We start from the raw sequence: 17,996 nt of genomic DNA on the forward strand, positions 1-17,996 counted from the left end.
CCCCAATTTCAATCTAAGACAGACTAATTAATATCGATTCTGCTGAACTGCACTTTTCAGGCATCGGAGCTTTTAAGGCTTGATCCCCAAAGCTAACGCTCAAATCACCACGCACTGTTTCAACGTGGATTGCGCAATAGAGCTCGGTACCAAACTCATTTTCAAAACCAACTACAGGTAGTTTGGCGCCACGATAGATTTCTTTTCTACCTTCCGACGCTTCTACTTCTTTGAAAGAAAGTTCGCTCGAGGCTAAAGACACAACCGCGGGTTCGTCGCCTCCGTTGAACAAAAAGGAACAATGTTTGGAGTCGGGAAAGCTAAAGTCGCCTTCCAGACGTTCACCAAGACCAGCCTCCTTTAACTTCTCCTCTGGAATTTCTGTGCAAGGATCAAATAGATCGAAATCTGGGTCGGTGCGATCGAAATTGCCGAATAGTGGCAGAACGCCGTTCCCCTCCCACTCTGCGGTGATGCTGGAATCCGCACCAGCATCACCGCTGTCGCTCGTGTCATTGGAATCCTTGAAGCCCCCATCCCCGGTAGCCTCCACAGCATCCCCCGGATTGTCGGCGTCTTCTGCCGCCTTTTCCATACTTGTGCCGACGGTATCCCCAGCCTCCTGAACGGAATCTGGCTGGTTTTCCTTCGCGCTCCATGGAGCAAGGTCAATAGCGCAGGCCGTCAGCACCCCCATGCTGACAATCAGCGCTACAACAATCCCCTGCTGCTTCATGACTACCCTTCATCAGACTTCAATGACGAGCCGGAGGCCGCTGTTATGGCTGCTAGCCGCTGGCTGCCTCCCGCAAATAGGATGCACGAATCTGCGCGACCTGTCGCGCCAAGATGTGAATTGGGTCAACTTCGGGGCGTCTTCTACGGCATAAAGATGCCTTGCCTAAACCTCACAATGGGAAAATATTTCCTGCTCAAATCATATGAAAAGGCTGTAAAAGAGTTGGAAGAACCATAAACTCTCAACCATTTATTGATTCCCCCATTTCTACACCCGAATTACAAAAGTGTGAGTTATCAAACTTAAGCCTCCAGTTGCGCATAAAAGAACCCCCAGCCGTCAAGGACTCACCTTGGAGGCTGGGGGCTAAGTAAAGCTGTTTAATCCAGAACGTCGTTAGCGGTTCTGGATGTAGGACAGCAGGCGCAGAATCTCGGTGTAGAGCCAGACCAAGGTCACGGTCAGGCCAAGGGCTACACCCCAAGCGGTCTTGCTCGGTGCACCCATGCGGATCAGACGATCTGCATGGTCAAAGTCCGTCAAGAAGGACATTGCAGCCAAGACAATGCAGACCAGGGAGAAGATAATGGAGATAACGCCACCATCGCGCAGCGGGTTGAAGTCGAAGAAGATTGCGGTCAGGAAGTTGCCCAGTGCCAGAACAGCCACACCTGCAATCAGACCAAACATAATCTTGTTGAACTTCGGAGTGACCTTAACCGCGCCGGTCTTATAAACAACGAGCATGCCGATAAAGACGCCAACGGTACCCATGATTGCCTGACCGATCAGAGCCATGCCATCGGAGCCAGCAACATTGACACCAGCGAAAAGCAGCGAGAAACCGCCGACGAACAGTCCGTCGAGAACCGCGTAGGAGATGGTCAGAGGTGCAGAGCCAAACTTCTTACTGAAAGCTGCGATTAGGGTTACGACGAAGCTGCCGATGCCGCCCACGATGGTCAGAATCAGCGAAAGACCGTAGCTCACCTGAACACCGATGAAGAAGTTGACGACGGCCATGACGATCAGCACAGCAAGCGTGATGCCCGTCTTCGTAACGACGTCGTCAACAGTCATCGGACGCTCGGCAGACTGGCCACGGCCCTGCTGATCAAACGGGTTTACGTTTTGGTCGGCAGCATACGGATTGTTTCCGCCGTACTGCGAGGTCGAACCCTGACTCTTAGTCAAGGTGTTCATTACCGGATTGCTAGAACGCATTAAGTTCCCGATTCCTTTCACTGGATTAGTCGCTGGGGGCAACGGGCCCAGCCTAACAGCATCAACTAACTGATGGGCTGGAGAATTATTTGAAGATTTCACTAAGTTCAACGCTTTTGATTCGAATTAAGTTCCCGAAGCAAAGCCTTTCGCTGAACTATTCAAAAATCAGCTGTCGGTACCCAGCGGTATCTCTCCAGATGCGGTGGAATTTGAGCTCCTCCGCTTAATGCGAGCTATTTAGAACGCAATGCGCAATTAGATTATCGATACGTCGGACATCAATCTTCTTGCCCAACTTAATCTTGAGATGCCCCGCTCGCGTCCACAGCTCGACTTCCGCATTGAAATCAATTCTTCCCGCATTTTCAGTGGACCACATGTTGATAGCGGAGTAAGGAATTGAGTAGATTTCTACCTTCTTGCCGGTCAACCCCTGCGCATCGCGGATAATAAGGCGCTTTGAGGTAAAAATCGCAGAGTCGCGGAAAGTCTTATACGCAGCATGCGGCTGTTCACCCGCAATCAGCAATTCCGTAACATCGTTTGGAATTGGGACTTCTTCAAAGAAAGTCCACTCAGTAATAGGAGCGGTCTCCATTTTCTTCCTTGCTTTTGAAAGGACCAATAATTTGTGAATCGGCGGAGCTATCCCCATAAAAGGTCACGTAACCGCCTCGTCTAACTCTAATAGCGGTTACATGACATTTTCCGAGAAAACTAGTTCACCCACCGCAATTTCGTTTCCATAGCGGCACACTTGTCCCGGTGGTGACAGTCAGACAGCAAAAAGCCTATAAACGAGTCCAGCAATGCCGCGGCTGACCATCGAAATTTCGAACCAGGCGATACGCGAAATCTTCTCAAAAGTAGATGATGCGCCATATATTTTTGGCCACTACTCCTCTTTCGTGACGCCAACGTTTTCAATTGTTCTTGGCAACTAATCGCGACCGTTTCTCGCGGTCTCATTCGGGTTCACTCAAGGACTTGAGACCTTGGTTTTCTTTCTCACCCTTCTCTCCAAAGGAGTCTTGCAATGACTACTCCCGCCACTGGTCCAGAAAACACTGGATCCCAGAACAGCCCTCAGATGGCGTACCCAGCGCAAAGCGCGGCGACGCCTGCCGAGGCTCCCAAAGGCCGCAACACTCGGCATCATCGCGGTAATCATGTTCATCGCAGCGATTGGCTCCAGCATCAATGAGGCAACCGGCGGCGACACCACTGTCTCCAACAATGCGGATGGCGAGTCCGCAGATGACCGCACCGTCAACACATTCGACACCATGGCTGTTTTGGAAAACCGCTTCGACAACACCAGCCCCCTGTACCAAGGTGGCACCGCTACCGGCGATCTTGCATTCGCTGTTCCGGCTGACACGGCAGACCAGGGCGTTCTCGCAGTTCGCCCGGACATGCTCGCAGGCAAGGAATTCATCGCACTGCAGTAGTGTCCATACCGTCACGGGTTTGAGTGAACCCTAGCTTTAGGCTCGGCCTTTCAAGGCTGGGCCTTTCGCGTTCTTTCTGGGATTCCAGATGGCAAATCCGCTTGTTATGAACTGTGACAGCTGTAAACGTCGCTGCCAGCTGAGGAATGGAGTTTGCCATCTAGTTTTACCGTCTGGGTATGTGCCGTCAGCGGCCCTTGAGCGTGTGTCTGCAGCTGCCGCAAGCCCACGACCAAGGCATAAATAAAAGCCTCAAAACACCATCCAAAAGGAATGCTGCCTCGAGACTTCACACGGTGCCCCCACTGGGACTCGAACCCAGACTGAATTGATTTTAAGTCAACTGCCTCTGCCGATTGGGCTATGGGGGCTTGGTGCGGTTCTATTTTAAGCCACCCCGTCAGCACTGCTGCGCAATGGGGTGGCTTCAATGCGAATCGCTAGAGGTCAGCGGCGATGCCTGCGACGATTCCGTCGAGGATATCTTTCTCGCTGATAAAGAATGAAGAGGCGTCGCTGTTGCGCTCAATCATCTTGATGATGCCCTCGACAGCCACCGAGCCACCGCCGATAACGTCAGCGCGGCCCGGGTGGATGACTGGATTGAGCGCACGGGTAGACGAAGGCTTCCCCATCAGCTGGCGCGTGAGCACTCGCAGCGCATCAAAACGCAGCTCCGAGCCATGGATTGCATCGGGGTCATAGCTTTCCAAGCCTTGTGCCAAAGCAGACAGCGTGGTGAAGGTACCTGCGCAGCCAACGAAAGTCTTGGCCGAGGAAATCGGCACAATCTTTTCAACTTCCTGCATGCGCTCTTCCACGTAATCTTCCGCGATTTCGATCTCAGAATCCGTTGGAGGATCTGTGCGCATGATGCGCTCTGTCAGGCGCACGCAGCCCATCTGTGCGGAATGCGCGCCGAGAATGTCACCGTCGATAGTTCCGACGACGAATTCCGTCGAGCCGCCGCCCAAGTCGATAACGCAGTATGGCCCACGCTCAGAACGCAGGTCCGCCACTGCCCCCTTGAAGGACAGCAGAGCTTCTTCTTCACCAGTGATGACCTCAGCCTTGGCACCGGATTCGATCTGGCTCAGCAACTGCGCCGTCATTTCGAAGAACTCGTCTTGGTTCTTCGCATCGCGGGTAGCAGACGTTGCCACCATGCGCACGTGCTGAACCTTCTCAAACTTCATCTGCTTTACGTAGCCCTCCAGCGCCACGCGGGTGCGCACAAGGGCCTCTGGTGCAAACTCGCCCGTGGCATCTACGCCCTGCCCCAGACGCACGATTTCCATGGTGCGGACGATATCGCGAATCTTGCCGTCAGCTTGTACTTCACTAATGAGCAAACGAATCGAGTTGGTGCCGCAATCCACCGCAGCGACGCGAGTCATGTAATACCTGCCTTCTTGGTCTCAGCCTTACCTGGAAAAACTATTCAGCGTTAGAGAAATCGAATTGGCTCAGATCAATGCCCAGGTCGTTGACGCTCGGCCAATCCTCCGGAATTGCGGTGCCGCGCAAGCGGCCATGGTCCGCAGCCATCGCCACCGCTTCGGTGCCTAGACGGAAATGCTGTGGCCCTTCAGCCAGCGCATAAGCAATCAGCACGTGCAGGCACTTCACGCGATCTGGCATACCACCACCTGAGAAAGTGGTGCCTAGGTCTTCAATAGCGTTGCGCTTTTCCAAGAAGTACTCATGGGCACGCTTGTAATCTTCTGCCAGCTCCTTATCTTCAGCTAGGCGGGCTTCCATCCACTTCATCACGTGCGCGACCTCAAGCCGGGAGGCCTCAGCGGTTAGGCGTGGGTCGGTCAGGTAGTACAACGTAGGAAATGGAGTTCCATCCGGTAGCTTCGGCGCCGTCTTCACCACAGCCGGCTGGCCATCTGGAGTGCGGTAAGCGATGTCGAGCACGCCGCGGGGCGCGCGGCCGAGTTGCTCTTTAACGATTTCTAGGTCTGCATCATTGACGGTCATGGCAGCTATTGTCTCATGCCGCAGCGCATTTGCGGTGCATAGGATTCACCGCGCCTTCATCAAGGCTATTAGCCGGGCTAATTACGGTACGCGTTACTGGGCAGCTGGCGGGTTTTCAGGGCCCGCGCTTGGCGACGCCGGGGTTACCGGCAGGCTGCCCGGGTCTGAGTTGGTCGAGCCCGTGGCGCTGACGTCTTCATCTTCTGCGATGGAGCCCCACAGGATTTCGTACCACGGACGCTCATCGACGTCGTCAAGCTTGTTCGTGGTGACCGTGCTGTCCGGATTCATTCGGCGATCCATGATGCGATAAGCGGTCTCGCCCTCCGCGATGACGCCGAAACGGCGGCGCGCTTCCTGCTCGAGGTAATCCTCCGACTTGTATTTATCAATCTCGTTGAGAAGCTCTTCTTTTTGGGCCTGCTTAGCAGCGATGGATTGTTGCAGGCGCGCAGTTTCAGAGCGCACGTGGTAGTAATTGCGCAGCGGCACCGCGATGGTCAGCAACACGATGAGGACCACCACGAGGATGACGCTGAGACCAACAATGTCCATGCGGCCCATGCGTTCGCCGCGTGCCTTCTGCGTTTTCTTGGCTTTGGCTGCAGCCTCTCGCTGGGTAGCAGCACGCGAGACCACGGGGACGGTGGTCCGGGATTTCTTTGAAGGGTGGTTCTCGCGTGCCATAGGGTTTCTATCCTAGCGGCGCGAGCTTATTGAAACGGGTGACGCGCGTGTGAATGAAGTAAATTCTCACAAATTAAAAGGCCGCCTTCCCAAAGCCCTGCTGCCTTCCTTTGAAAACCAAGGGTAGGTAGCGAGGGGCCTTGAAGAGGCGACCTAACTAAAACCAGCGCGGGGGTTTAGCCCTGGAAACGCGGGAACGCGGAGCGGCCTGCGTAGACCGCGCCGGAGCCCAGCTCCTGCTCGATGCGCAGCAGCTGGTTGTACTTAGCAACGCGCTCGGAACGAGCCGGAGCACCGGTCTTGATCTGGCCACAGTTCAGAGCAACTGCGAGGTCAGCAATCGTGGTGTCCTCGGTCTCGCCGGAGCGGTGGGACATCATGGTGCGGTAGCCGTTGCGGTGCGCGAGCTCGACTGCGTCGAAGGTCTCGGTCAGAGTACCAATCTGGTTGACCTTAACGAGCAGTGCGTTAGCAGCCTTCTTCTCGATGCCCTCAGCCAGGCGTGCCGGGTTGGTGACGAAGAAGTCGTCGCCAACAATCTGGACCTTGTCACCGATGGTCTCGGTGAGCTTGGTGTAGCCCTCCCAGTCATCTTCCTGCAGCGGATCCTCGATGGAGACGATTGGGTACTCGGAGATGAGCTCCTCGTAGACCTTGGCCATCTCCTCGGCGGTGTGCTCGCCGCCTTCGAAGTGGTACTTGCCATCCTTGAAGAACTCAGAGGAAGCAACGTCAAGAGCCAGGGCGATATCCTTGCCTGGCTCGAAGCCAGCCTTCTTGATTGCCTCGACAATGAGATCGAGTGCAGCCTTGGTGGACTCAGCCTCCGGAGCGAAGCCGCCCTCGTCGCCCAGGCCGGTGGATAGGCCCTTGGACTTAATAACGGACTTCAGGGAGTGGTAAACCTCAGCACCCATGCGCAGTGCCTCAGCGAAGGACTCGGCGCCGATAGGTGCAATCATGAACTCCTGTACGTCAACACCGGAGTCAGCGTGTGCGCCGCCGTTGACGATGTTCATCATCGGAACCGGCAGGACGTGTGCGTTCGGGCCGCCGATGTAGCGGTAGAGCGGCAGGCCGGCGGACTCTGCAGCTGCCTTCGCGGTAGCGATGGAAACACCGAGGATTGCGTTTGCACCAAGGCGGGACTTGTTTTCGGTTCCATCGAGCGCGATAAGCGCCTGGTCGAGCAGGCGCTGATCGTCTGCCTCGAAGCCGGCGATCTCATCGACGATTTCCTCGTTGATGTTTTCAACAGCCTTGAGAACGCCCTTGCCCAGGTAGCGGTCACCACCATCACGAAGCTCATGAGCCTCGTGCACACCGGTAGAAGCACCGGAAGGAACGCCGGCTACGCCGCGTGCTCCGTCATCAAGGAAAACCTCGGCCTCGACGGTCGGGTTACCGCGAGAATCAAGAATCTCTCGAGCAAATACGTGGATGATGTCAGCCATGCTGCTTTCACTCCTATTGAGCCAAATTGATTTGATATGAGATTCGGGTTCCTTGCCCCAAATCACCTGAAGACAATTGTTCCAGAAAACTTCGGGCTGCGTCGGGCACTATGTCACATACTTGCCTAAAAAGTTGGCTTTTCTAAGAAGAAGCAGGCTGCGGAATCGAATATGAGTTGGCAGCAGCGGCAACGCGTTCCAGATAGTCCCTGGACTGGTTGTAATTAAGGATGCCAGCCTCCCAGTCTTCAGACTTGTCCATGTTGCGCCCGCCGAAGCAAAGCAAGGCCGCTGCGCCGAGGGCGGCATCATCGATCTGATTGGGATCTGCCACTCCATCACCGTTGGCATCGCGGCCCACGTGGGACCACGAGGAAGGAATGAACTGCAACGGCCCGACGGCGCGATCAAACTCAGCGTCGCCATCGATTTGGCCGCCATCCGTGTCAGGGGTATGTGCGGTACCATTCGAGCCGTCGAGAGCAATGCCGGTAATCGGCGGATCTGGGTACCCATTTTCATCCAGCTTGGAGGGGCGCAGCCAATTGCCGTTGTAGGTGCCATGGCGGGTTTCTACCCAACCCAGACCGGCCAGAGTATTCCATCGCAGGTTGCATTCGGGCCACGCATCGCGGGCGATGAGCTCGGCGTTTCCGTAGGCACGTAATGCTTGGCCGGAGATTCCTGTCTGCGATTCCAGCTGCGAGGACCAGTAGGTCAGCTTGTCCGCGGTGCGCCCTTCCGAATGAACGTCAATATTAGGAACTTCCATGCCAGCAATCGGCGGCATCGCCTGCGGAACCGGCTGCAGCGGCTTCAAGGTTGCAGGCTTGCCTAGAGCAGAAAGCACCCAGCCCACAAGGGAAACCACAACGACGACAGCGAGGACTGCGGCCAGGCCGCAGCCCCCGAGTTTCCGCAGCCGCTTAGTCATGAATGCCAATCATAATGACTCCCCTTGCCACTTCCCGAACTGACACTGCGGCCCCCACTTCCCTTTCAGAGATTTAACAGTAAGCAACAAGAAGCTATGTCAGATCTTTCACTACTGCACCATATTTAACATTTTGCGCTACAGTAACGAGGTCAGGTTTCACGCCTGTCCCTGCACCGCACACCTTAAAAAGGAGCCTTTCTATGTCCCTTCGCCATTACGCCGCTACCGCCGTCGCAGCGCTTAGCCTTTCCCTCGCCGCCCCAGCTGCCGCACAGGCTCAAGACCTCAGCTTCTTGGGCGACCTTAACAATGTCGCCACGCAGCTCATTAGCGGCGCCGACTGCGGCACCGTTCGCACCACGCTGACCGTCATCGATCAAAACACCGAGGGCGTGCTCTTTAACGAGAACACCACCCGCAACCAGCTCGCTCACAACCTGCAGAACCTTGGCGGCAACGCGAACGCACAGGTCTCCCCGCTGACCATCGCTGCCGTGAAGTACTCCGGGCTAACCGCAGACCGCGCCCTAGCCTGCGGCATCGTCAAGCAGGACAACATCCTCACTGGCGGTACTGGCTTGTCCTCCAAGATCTCGGACTACGCTCCGATGCTCTCTTCCATGCTGAACCTACCGAAGCTCTAAGGAACTTCAGAAGAATTTCCGGCTAGTCCAAGGCCTGCGACTCTTCGCGGGCCTTTCCTTCTGCCCACAGCTGCTCCTGCCGCTCAATCGCAACAAGCTCATTCGTTCCATCAAAGAGATAGGGCGCGCGGGAGCGCAGCTTCGCCACGAAGGAATCCGCGACGTCGTCAAGCGTGAATGCTCCGCGCCGCGAGGCTAGCTCGGCGTGGAAGAGAACTTGTAGCAGGACGTCGCCAAGCTCGCCGCGCATATGCTCATCGCCGGCCTGGGAGCGCACCGATTCGGCAAATTCGGCGGATTCTTCGGCGAGATAAGGCAACAGACTTTCGTGAGTTTGGGCACGTTCCCACTCGCCAATCCGCACCGCTTGGGTCATTGCAGTACGCGCCTGAAACATCGGATCTTTGCGCGACTCTGCTTCGATGAGACGCTCGCCAGCTTCCAGCCTTGCAACGACTTCCGGCTCGTGCGCATCAGTGGAAACCAGCAGGCCAACGCCCAATGGGTCCTCTCCTTTTAGGAGATCGCTAAAGTTCCATCGCACGCGCACTGGAACCTCACCGGTGAAGCTAACAGGGCCCAAAAGCGCCCCATGTGCCTCCATCGGAATCAGCGTGGGCCAGCGTTCATCGAGCAACAGAACAGTCATGGCCACAAAGTATAGGGCAGTTTAGTAATCAGGTTTTAAATGCTGACTTCGCTCCGTGGCTTTTGCGGGGTATTTTAGTCGCATGACTTCCACTACTTCCTCCCCGGCGAACGCCGAGTCATCGAGTACTCACAAGGTGACTCTGTGGACTCTCGTCGCCTTGATTATCGGCTCCACCGTGGGCAGTGGAATATTCTCGCTCCCTCAAAACATCGCCTCGGTTGCAGGTCCCGGCGCAATGCTTATCGGTTGGCTCATCGCCGGCGTGGGCATGCTCTCTGTCGCGTTCGTGTTCCAGTACTTGGCGCACCGCAAGCCGCACCTCGACTCCGGCGTGTACTCCTACGCCCGCGCGGGCCTGGGTGATTTCATCGGCTTTACCGCAGGATGGGGTTACTGGATTGGCTCCGTAATCGCGCAGGTGGGGTATGCCACGCTCTTCTTTAACACCGTGGGCCACTATGTGCCGCTTTTCGACGCCGATCATCGCTGGGCCTCCGCCATCGCAGTGTCGGTAATGTCATGGGCCATTTTTGCAGTTTTGGCGCGCGGCATTAAGCAGGCCGCTGTGATGAACATGGTGACCTCGATTGCCAAGATCGTCCCTATCTTGGCTTTCGTAGTCTTCATCGTGTTCCTCGGCTTTAGCTGGGACAAGTTCACCTTTGATTTCTGGGGCAAGGACTCCGGCTCAACCGTCTCTGAGCAGATTCAGGGCATCATGCTCTACACCGTGTGGGTATTCATCGGTGTGGAGGGCGCCTCCGTCTACTCCAAGCAGGCCCGCTCCCGCAAGGACGTCGGCCGTGCCACCGTCATCGGTTTCTTCTCCGTGCTGGCGCTTTTGGTTTCGGTCTCCACCTTGTCATTCGGCGTGCTCTCCCAAGCTGAACTGGCAGTATTGCCGGATAACTCCATGGCTTCCGTATTAGAAGCTGTCGTCGGCCCATGGGGCGCGGCTTTTATCTCCATCGGCCTCTGCCTTTCGGTGCTGGGCGCTTACGTGTCTTGGCAGATGCTGTGTGCTGAGCCCATCGTAATGATGGCTACCGACGGCCTGCTGCCTCGCAAGATCGGCACCATCAACGTGGCCGGCGCCCCATGGGTAGCGCAGCTTATCTCCACCTCTGTTATCCAGGTCTTCATCATCGTCTTCTTCTTCAATGAGACTTCATATAACGCCATGGTGCAGCTGGCCACCATCATGTACCTGCTGCCTTATATCTTCACCTCGCTCTACCTACTTTTACTGGGTATCCGCGGCACGGGCCTTTCGCACCCGCACGCAGGTGTGAAGTTCGATCTTTCGGGCCCGGAAATCTCGAAGCGGGAAAACCGCCGTCACATCGTCATTGGCGCCATCGCATTCGTTTACTCGCTGTGGCTTATCTACGCCGCCGACCTGGTTTATGTCTTGCTCGGTGCGCTCGCTGTTATTCCAGGTCTTATCCCTTACGTGGGAACGCGCCTGTACAAGAAGGAGCGAGTCTTCAACTCCTTCGAGTGGTGTGTCGTGGCCATCGTCTTCATCGGCGCAATCGCCGCTCTGTGGGGACTAGCAAGCGGCAAGCTCTCTCTTTAAGGATAACTGCATAGATAAAGACTCCCTACCGGCTCGGCTTCACGCTGGGCCCGTAGGGAGTACTTTTCTGCTAGGACAGTGCTCTGCAGGTGAAATAGGGTCTTACTGGCTTACAGAGATCACATTCTTCCCGCCGACCTTTGCGCCGGTGACATCGATCTTGTCCAGTTCGAACATGGCGGAAAAGAAATCCGCCATCCACTGCAGCAGCTCGATATCCCGCAACTTCGGGGAGGTGACGTTGCGGCCCGCCTTGGGGAACCCCAGCTGAATAGCCTTCGCCGCGGCGCGGTAATTGGAGCCCGGGTAAAGGCGCTTCAAGCGCACCTGCTTCGAATCCGCCAAATCCACCGGGTGGACCTTAATGCGCGTTCCCTGCACCGCGATATCGCCCACGCCTGCCCGGCGCGCCTGGTGACGCAGTCGAGCGACGGCCAGCAAACGGGTCACTGGCTCCGGCAGTGGGCCGTAGCGGTCCTCCATTTCTTCTACAGCTAACTGCAGATCGTTATTGTCCTTCGAGGCCGCGAGCTTGCGGTAAACCTCCAGGCGCAGGCGCTCGGAGTTGATGTAATCCTCAGGGATGTGGGCGTCGACTGGCAGGTCGATGCGGATCTCCTTCGGTCCCTCGTCGGTGGCCTTCGGAACCTCGCCACGGGCAAGGGCCTTGAAAGTCTCCACTGCCTCCCCGACCAAGCGGACATAAAGGTCGAAGCCGACACCCGCGATGTGGCCGGATTGCTGCGCGCCCAAGACGTTGCCGGCACCGCGCATCTCCAAGTCCTTCATCGCCACGGCCATGCCGGCGCCCAGATCATTGTTCTGGGCGATGGTAGCCAGGCGGTCATAGGAGGTCTCGGTCAGCGTGGCGCCCTTCGGATACAGGAAGTAAGCATAGCCGCGCTCACGGGAACGCCCCACGCGCCCGCGCAGCTGGTGGAGCTGAGACAGGCCCATGTGGTGCGCGTTTTCCACGATGAGCGTATTCGCATTAGCGATGTCCAGGCCGGTTTCCACGATCGTGGTACAAACCAGGACGTCGTACTCACGGTCCCAGAAGCCCTGCACGGTCCGTTCGAGGGCTTCCTCGTTCATCTGGCCGTGCGCCACGACGATGCGCGCCTCCGGCACGAGATCGCGGAGCTCGCGGGCCTTCTTTTCAATGTCAGAGACCTTGTTGTGGATGAAGAAGGTCTGGCCGTCTCGCAGCAGCTCGCGGCGGATCGCCGCAGCAATCTGCTTGTCCTCATAAGCACCCACGTAAGTCAGGACCGGATGGCGGTCTTCCGGCGGGGTCAGGATGGTAGACATCTCGCGGATGCCCGCCATGGACATCTCGAGGGTGCGCGGAATTGGGGTCGCAGACATCGTCAGCACGTCAACGGAGGCTTTAAGCGCCTTGATATGTTCCTTATGCTCCACGCCAAAGCGCTGCTCCTCGTCTACAACGATTAGCCCTAGGTTCTTCCAATGCACACCTGTTTGCAGCAGGCGATGCGTTCCGATGACGATATCGACGGAACCGTCTGCCAAGCCGGAGACAATCTCCTTGGCTTCCTTGGTAGAAGTAAAGCGCGAAAGCACCTGAATATTGACCGGGAAACCGGTCATGCGCTCGCGGAAGGTATCGGCATGCTGTTGCGCCAGCAAGGTGGTCGGCACCAGAACCGCCACCTGCATTCCGTCCTGCACTGCCTTGAAGGCTGCGCGCACCGCTACCTCGGTCTTGCCATAGCCCACATCGCCGACGACGACGCGGTCCATCGGCACGCTGGATTCCATATCCTGCTTCACAGAGTCGATGGCCATCATCTGATCTTCAGTCTCGACGTACGGGAAGTTATCTTCCATCTCCGCCTGCCACGGGTTATCCGGCGCAAACTGGTGTCCCGGCGCGGCTTGGCGCTTGGCATAAAGCTCCACCAGCTCGCCCGCGATTTCGCGGACTGCGGCGCGGGCTTTCTTCTTGGTGTTCTTCCAGTCCGAGCCGCCCATCTTGGACAGCGTCGGCTTCTCGCCGCCGGTGTACTTGGAGAGCAGATCCAGCGAGTCCATCGGGACCCAGAGCTGATCGGCCGGCTGACCGCGCTTCGAGGAGGCGTACTCCAGCACGATGTACTCACGTCGGGAGGTTTCATCACCCGACTGAATCGTGCGCTCGGCCATCTTGAGGAAGCGGCCGATGCCGTGGGTTTCATGCACCACGTAGTCGCCCTGTTTGAGCGCCAGCGGATCGACGCGGTTGCGGCGCTTTGCTGGGCGTCGCTTTGCGCCGGCGATATCGCCCACGCGATTACCCGTCAGGTCGGTCTCCGTAATGACAACCAACGGGAGCTGTTCCTTCTGCGATCCGCCGGCACTGCGGGCCTTCGGGAATACCAAGCCCGCATGTGAAAGCGCCTGATACAAAGTGACCTCGCCAGGCGTCGGCTCCCAGCCAGGAGTCGCGACCTTGGTGCGGATGCCCTTTTCCGCAAAACGCTCAACCATGCGCTTGATGGCACCCTGAGCCGGCGCGATAAACGCCGCACGGCCGCCGTCGCGGGTATGCGCGAGCAGCTGCGCCATCATGGCGTCGATTTCCTTAATGTCACCACGCGGCGTCGGGCCCGGTTCATACTCGAGCGGCAAGGTCTGCGCCTCGTCGGCCATGAACATTCCAGGGGGCGCAAAGGTCCACAGCGGCAAACTCGCGTTAGCGCACGTTGCTTCCAAAGACTCGTAGGAACGGTAGCTAGCGGCCTCGGTGTCCAGGCCTTCAGCGGTCAAAGGACCATCCGCCCCCATGGCAGCGGCTTCCCAACCGGCAGCCAAGAATTCCGCGTCCGTGGACTCTAGATCCGCAATACGGGTGCGAATCTTTTCCGGCGCGACCAGCAGCACGTGGGTACCCTCAGGCATGAATTCGGGAAGGGTGACCAGCGGGGCGTCGCTAAGCACCGCCAGCAGCGCCTCCATGCCGTCGGCCGGAATATGCTCACCGACCTTGGTCAAAAGCTCCACGAGGGCAGCATTGCCCGGGTGCTGCAGGGCAAGGTCTTGGGCACGCTTGGCGACGTCGTCAGTAATCGGAAGCTCACGCGCCGGGAAGATGTCCACCGCGCCGACCTCAATCTCTAGAATCGCGCGCTGATCAGCCACGGAAAATTGCCTGATATCGGTAATTTCATCGCCCCAGAATTCCACACGCACCGGGTAATCGAGCGTCGTGGGAAAGACGTCCAAGATGCCGCCGCGAACGGCATACTCGCCGCGCTTGGCCACCATGTCCACGTGCTTGTAGGCACGAAACTCCAGCTGGGAGACGATGGCCTCGAGCTCGATTTCCATGTCCTCGGCCAGGCTGATCGGACTGCGGCCTTCCACGTTTTTCAAGATCGGTTGGCTATATCCACGCGCTGCCGTGACGACGACGCGCAGCTTGCCTTCTGCAATGCGGTGCAGCACCTGCGCGCGGCGGCCCACGATATCCGCGCCGGGCGAAAGGCGTTCGTGTGGAAGGGTTTCCCAGGCCGGGAACTGGGCAACCTTGTCCCCCATCATCGCGGTTAACTCCGCGGTGAGGTCCTCGGCCTCACGGCCGGTGGCGGTAACGACGAGAACGGGCGCCTGATTCGCCAGCGTGCCGATAGCCCAGGGGCGCGCTTGGTCGATGCCGGTGATGTGCAGGTGTGGCTCGCCTACCTGGGTGGCAAGCCCTTTGAGTTTCGGGTCGGAAGCCGCGACCTTGAGTAGTCCGGCGAGCATCGGCGTTGCCACTTAGTTAGTTCCTCTCAGTTTTGGCTTAGCTTCCATTCCAGACAGCCCATTCCAGCACAAGTTTACGATGTGCGCAGCCACCACTTCCTTTGCCGGCTGGCGGGTATCCAGCCACCATTGGGCGGTCATCGAGACCATGCCGACTAGCGCTTGGGCATAAAGTCCTGCCAGTTTCGCGTCGAGGCCGCGGCGCTCGAAGGCGGCGCCCAGGATATAGGAAACCTGCCCCACGGAGGAATTAAGCAAAGTGGAATAAGAGCGTTCGTCGCCGGGCTTGGAGTCACGTACGAGGATTAGGAATCCATCGGTTTCTTGCTCCACGTAGTTTAAAAGTGCGACAGTGGCTTTCTCGATGCGCTCGCGCCAGGTTCCTTCGCTAAGCGAATGCGTGATCACCTTCTCCAGGGCGAGCATCTCGCGGTCCACGATGACCGCGTAGAGGCCTTCTTTTCCCCCGAAGTGCTCGTAGACCACAGGCTTGGACACGCCAGCTCGCGCCGCAATCTCCTCTACGCTGGCTCTGTCGAAGCCCAGCTCGGCAAATGCCGCTCGGCCAATCACGATCAATTGCTCGCGACGTTCGCGTCCAGTCATCCTCTGTCGAACCATGCGATCAAGCTTAGTGGGTGGCATTTGTAATTAAGGCATATGCGTCAGGTACTATTAGCAACGCACGCCTTGAGCGTGCGGTTATTCCCCATGGTGTAATCGGCAACACTACGGTTTTTGGTACCGTCATTCTAGGTTCGAGTCCTGGTGGGGAAGCTTCTTCCGGCCCCTACTGACCACTATAAATGCTGGTCGGTGGGGGTTTCTAGTTTTTGCAATAAGGCGGTATGGGGCGGTTTATGGCGGTTTATGGTGGTGCGTGCAGTCAAAATGCAGTCAAATTTTAGGTCTACCTAGAGGTGTCGCAGAGCGCTAAGGGAATTAAAGAAATCCACCATTCACCCTCAAGACGGCAGGGCTTTCGCCATGCCTAAAACATTCTTTGCAACTCGGGTTGACACTGCAACCGGGGTGGCATATAATGGGGTTGTAAGCAAGAAAAGGAGCAAAAAAATGACCACCTACTACCGCATCCAGTCCCAGGACCGCCCCGACATCCTTGACCCGGAAAACCAGTTCTCCTACTCCTGGAACGACCTGGGCGCAGACCCACGCCACGGCATCAGCGTCATGGACGATCGCGAAGCCCTGGCAGAGTACATCGCCCAGACCGGCATCCAGTGGGACGAGACCTGGGAGCTTCTCGAGGTCGAGGGCACCACCTCCGAGGATGAGGACGAGGACGCTCACATGGGCGCTCGCCTCATCATCCCCACCGCCATCATCTCCCGCGAGCCACTCACCGACGGCTTCATGGAGGAAATCTTCGATGCCTTCGAGCAGCTCGCCGCCTAACCCCCCCACCACCAAAGAAAGGACCCATCACAATGACCACCCAGACCTTTACCCTCCGAGATGTAGCCATCGCCGCCCACACTAAGCACGGAATGGACACCACGGCCGCTGAGGACATCGCCCGCACCTACCTTGACCAGATTGAGAAGCTAGAAGATCGCAGCATCGACGAGGACGAGCTCACCCAAGATGATTTCGATTTCCTGCTAGGTGCTATCGATTCCGCACGCCGCGCCGGAGACCTCGGACTCCACGAGCTAGACACTGTGACCGAGGCAGCACAGGACATGGAGAATAAAGCCCAGGCGCTAGAGCACGCCCGTGATGAGCGTGACGACGCTATCCGCGCCGCCGTACACGCCGGGGCACGCGTACAGGATGTGGCCACCGCTGCGGGTATCTCCCGCCAGGCAGTAGACAAAATCATCCGCGCATGAAACCCGGCGACAAAGACGGGTATGGCCGGTACGGCTACCTCGATGGTGATGATGAGCGCATTATCTGCCATGAGTGCGGGGGGCTGTACCGGGCACTAGCCCCGCACCTCATTAAAGCCCACGACATGACCGCAGCAGAGTACAAACAAGCGTACGGTTTGCCACGCGGCATGGGATTAGTAGCCCCTGCGACGCGGCGCGCCAAGTCACGCCAAGCCCTAAGCCATGTGGGTACACCGGAGTGGGATCGGATGGTAGAAAAGCGCGACCCCACAGCCGCGTCACACGCCCGCACAGAAGAGTCTTTCGTCCCCCGTGGTGTAGTTGCTGAGCAGAAAGCAGCGACGGCGCGGGCAAATATCAAAGGCGCGAAAAAGCCTGTCACCCGCCGCTGCGTAATATGCGGAAAGCGGCTTACTGAGGTGCGCGGGCGCGCCACATGTAGCGACCGGTGCTACCGCATTCAGCTGTATGAGCGGACCGCGAAGCCAGGCGCGAGGGCGTGGATGGAGCGCCGAGACGCGGGCGAATCACTATCGGAGATAGGACGTAGTGCGGGCGTATCTCATGTGGCGGTGCGGGTGCGGATTGAAAGATTCCGGGCTTATCTCAAGCTTTGCGAAGAGCTTGGGCGCACACCTATAGAGTAAAACGCAGAAAAAGACCCCCACCACTAGGGTGAGGGTCAGTTTTAGATGTCGTGCGCAATTTCTTCCGGGGCGGGCACAGTCTCCCGCGAGTCTGGGTAGTGTAAATGCAGCTGCCTAATGTGGTTCACTGCCACCCAGTAGCGACTTTTGAGCTGGTCGATGCGCTCCCTTAGAGTTTCCACCTGGGATTCAAGCGAGCTAATCTTTTTATCCTGCTTATCCAGGTTGGTGCGCATTTCCTCCGTGAAAGCTTTCCAATCAGGCCCAGATTGTTCAATTTGCTTCGTTTCTTTTTGTGAGCGGCCTGCGACCTTTTGACCGTAGACCGTGCCGATGGTCGTAATGAGAGCGACGAGAGCAGCGCTGAGAAGTGAAGCTAGAGACATGCGC

18 protein-coding genes and 1 tRNA gene are annotated in these 17,996 nt (G+C 57.4%); 6 read left to right on the forward strand and 13 right to left on the reverse strand.

The features are described from left to right. Positions 1-13 precede the first annotated feature (13 nt). From HMPREF3169_RS09545 to HMPREF3169_RS09555, 3 genes are all read right to left on the reverse strand, one after another. A complete protein-coding gene (locus tag HMPREF3169_RS09545) occupies positions 14-736 on the reverse strand; it encodes a DUF3558 domain-containing protein (RefSeq protein ID WP_070456267.1) in 723 nt (240 codons plus the stop codon). 399 nt (positions 737-1,135) lie between these two features. After that, positions 1,136-1,963 carry a Bax inhibitor-1/YccA family protein gene (locus HMPREF3169_RS09550; protein ID WP_061921565.1) on the reverse strand — a complete coding sequence of 276 codons (828 nt, stop codon included), beginning with the start codon at positions 1,961-1,963 and terminating at the stop codon, positions 1,136-1,138. Between the two features lie 226 nt (positions 1,964-2,189). Beyond that, the gene (locus HMPREF3169_RS09555) at positions 2,190-2,564 is read right to left on the reverse strand and encodes a PH domain-containing protein (protein ID WP_061921563.1); all 375 of its coding nucleotides are present in this window, start codon (positions 2,562-2,564) and stop codon (positions 2,190-2,192) included. A 571-nt stretch (positions 2,565-3,135) separates the two neighbouring features. Here HMPREF3169_RS09555 and HMPREF3169_RS09560 point away from each other — a divergent pair. Next, on the forward strand, positions 3,136-3,417 hold the full coding sequence (locus tag HMPREF3169_RS09560; protein WP_061921560.1) for a hypothetical protein: 282 nt from the start codon (positions 3,136-3,138) through the stop codon (positions 3,415-3,417). 297 nt (positions 3,418-3,714) lie between these two features. Here the strand turns inward: HMPREF3169_RS09560 and HMPREF3169_RS09565 are convergent. From HMPREF3169_RS09565 to HMPREF3169_RS09590, 6 genes are all read right to left on the reverse strand, one after another. Further along, a tRNA-Leu gene (locus HMPREF3169_RS09565) sits at positions 3,715-3,788 on the reverse strand. Between the two features lie 69 nt (positions 3,789-3,857). Beyond that, the gene (locus tag HMPREF3169_RS09570; protein WP_061921557.1) at positions 3,858-4,814 is read right to left on the reverse strand and encodes a Ppx/GppA phosphatase family protein; all 957 of its coding nucleotides are present in this window, start codon (positions 4,812-4,814) and stop codon (positions 3,858-3,860) included. A 40-nt stretch (positions 4,815-4,854) separates the two neighbouring features. Then, positions 4,855-5,403 (reverse strand): DUF501 domain-containing protein, encoded by a 549-nt coding sequence (locus HMPREF3169_RS09575; RefSeq protein WP_061921554.1) that lies wholly within the window; start codon positions 5,401-5,403, stop codon positions 4,855-4,857. A 93-nt stretch (positions 5,404-5,496) separates the two neighbouring features. Then, positions 5,497-6,090 carry a septum formation initiator family protein gene (locus tag HMPREF3169_RS09580; protein WP_070432742.1) on the reverse strand — a complete coding sequence of 198 codons (594 nt, stop codon included), beginning with the start codon at positions 6,088-6,090 and terminating at the stop codon, positions 5,497-5,499. Positions 6,091-6,266: 176 nt separating this feature from the next. After that, positions 6,267-7,544 (reverse strand): phosphopyruvate hydratase, encoded by a 1,278-nt coding sequence (eno, locus tag HMPREF3169_RS09585; protein WP_061921551.1) that lies wholly within the window; start codon positions 7,542-7,544, stop codon positions 6,267-6,269. A 142-nt stretch (positions 7,545-7,686) separates the two neighbouring features. Next, entirely contained in the window at positions 7,687-8,478 is a 792-nt protein-coding gene (locus HMPREF3169_RS09590; RefSeq protein WP_061921548.1) for a lysozyme family protein, read from the reverse strand. Positions 8,479-8,681: 203 nt separating this feature from the next. Here HMPREF3169_RS09590 and HMPREF3169_RS09595 point away from each other — a divergent pair, with 203 nt between their 5' ends. Next, positions 8,682-9,125: a hypothetical protein gene (locus tag HMPREF3169_RS09595; protein ID WP_070456269.1), complete on the forward strand. Its 444-nt coding sequence runs from the start codon at positions 8,682-8,684 to the stop codon at positions 9,123-9,125. Positions 9,126-9,147: 22 nt separating this feature from the next. Here HMPREF3169_RS09595 and HMPREF3169_RS09600 read toward each other — a convergent pair whose 3' ends face one another. Continuing rightward, on the reverse strand, positions 9,148-9,774 hold the full coding sequence (locus tag HMPREF3169_RS09600; protein WP_070456271.1) for a MazG nucleotide pyrophosphohydrolase domain-containing protein: 627 nt from the start codon (positions 9,772-9,774) through the stop codon (positions 9,148-9,150). An 82-nt stretch (positions 9,775-9,856) separates the two neighbouring features. On the opposite strand from HMPREF3169_RS09600, the gene HMPREF3169_RS09605 reads away from it, so the two are divergent. Further along, on the forward strand, positions 9,857-11,356 hold the full coding sequence (locus tag HMPREF3169_RS09605) for an amino acid permease (protein ID WP_061921540.1): 1,500 nt from the start codon (positions 9,857-9,859) through the stop codon (positions 11,354-11,356). Between the two features lie 102 nt (positions 11,357-11,458). On the opposite strand, the gene mfd is transcribed toward HMPREF3169_RS09605, so the two are convergent. Together mfd and HMPREF3169_RS09615 are read right to left on the reverse strand one after the other, a co-directional pair. Then, entirely contained in the window at positions 11,459-15,103 is a 3,645-nt protein-coding gene (gene mfd, locus HMPREF3169_RS09610; RefSeq protein WP_061921568.1) for a transcription-repair coupling factor, read from the reverse strand. A 12-nt stretch (positions 15,104-15,115) separates the two neighbouring features. Beyond that, positions 15,116-15,724 carry a TetR/AcrR family transcriptional regulator gene (locus tag HMPREF3169_RS09615; RefSeq protein ID WP_061921571.1) on the reverse strand — a complete coding sequence of 203 codons (609 nt, stop codon included), beginning with the start codon at positions 15,722-15,724 and terminating at the stop codon, positions 15,116-15,118. A 453-nt stretch (positions 15,725-16,177) separates the two neighbouring features. On the opposite strand from HMPREF3169_RS09615, the gene HMPREF3169_RS09620 reads away from it, so the two are divergent. From HMPREF3169_RS09620 to HMPREF3169_RS13620, 3 genes are read left to right on the forward strand one after another with little or no spacing between them, the layout of a single operon-like run. Further along, on the forward strand, positions 16,178-16,519 hold the full coding sequence (locus tag HMPREF3169_RS09620) for a hypothetical protein (RefSeq protein ID WP_070456273.1): 342 nt from the start codon (positions 16,178-16,180) through the stop codon (positions 16,517-16,519). Between the two features lie 32 nt (positions 16,520-16,551). Beyond that, entirely contained in the window at positions 16,552-16,956 is a 405-nt protein-coding gene (locus tag HMPREF3169_RS09625; RefSeq protein WP_070456275.1) for a hypothetical protein, read from the forward strand. Continuing rightward, entirely contained in the window at positions 16,953-17,606 is a 654-nt protein-coding gene (locus tag HMPREF3169_RS13620; RefSeq protein ID WP_070456277.1) for a MucR family transcriptional regulator, read from the forward strand. The genes HMPREF3169_RS09625 and HMPREF3169_RS13620 overlap by 4 nt, the downstream gene beginning before the upstream one ends. 41 nt (positions 17,607-17,647) lie before the next feature. On the opposite strand, the gene HMPREF3169_RS09635 is transcribed toward HMPREF3169_RS13620, so the two are convergent. Next, a complete protein-coding gene (locus HMPREF3169_RS09635) occupies positions 17,648-17,992 on the reverse strand; it encodes a hypothetical protein (protein WP_061921527.1) in 345 nt (114 codons plus the stop codon). Positions 17,993-17,996: the final 4 nt, after the last annotated feature.

This window comes from Corynebacterium sp. HMSC08C04 (assembly GCF_001807495.1).
Lineage (GTDB): Bacteria > Actinomycetota > Actinomycetes > Mycobacteriales > Mycobacteriaceae > Corynebacterium > Corynebacterium simulans.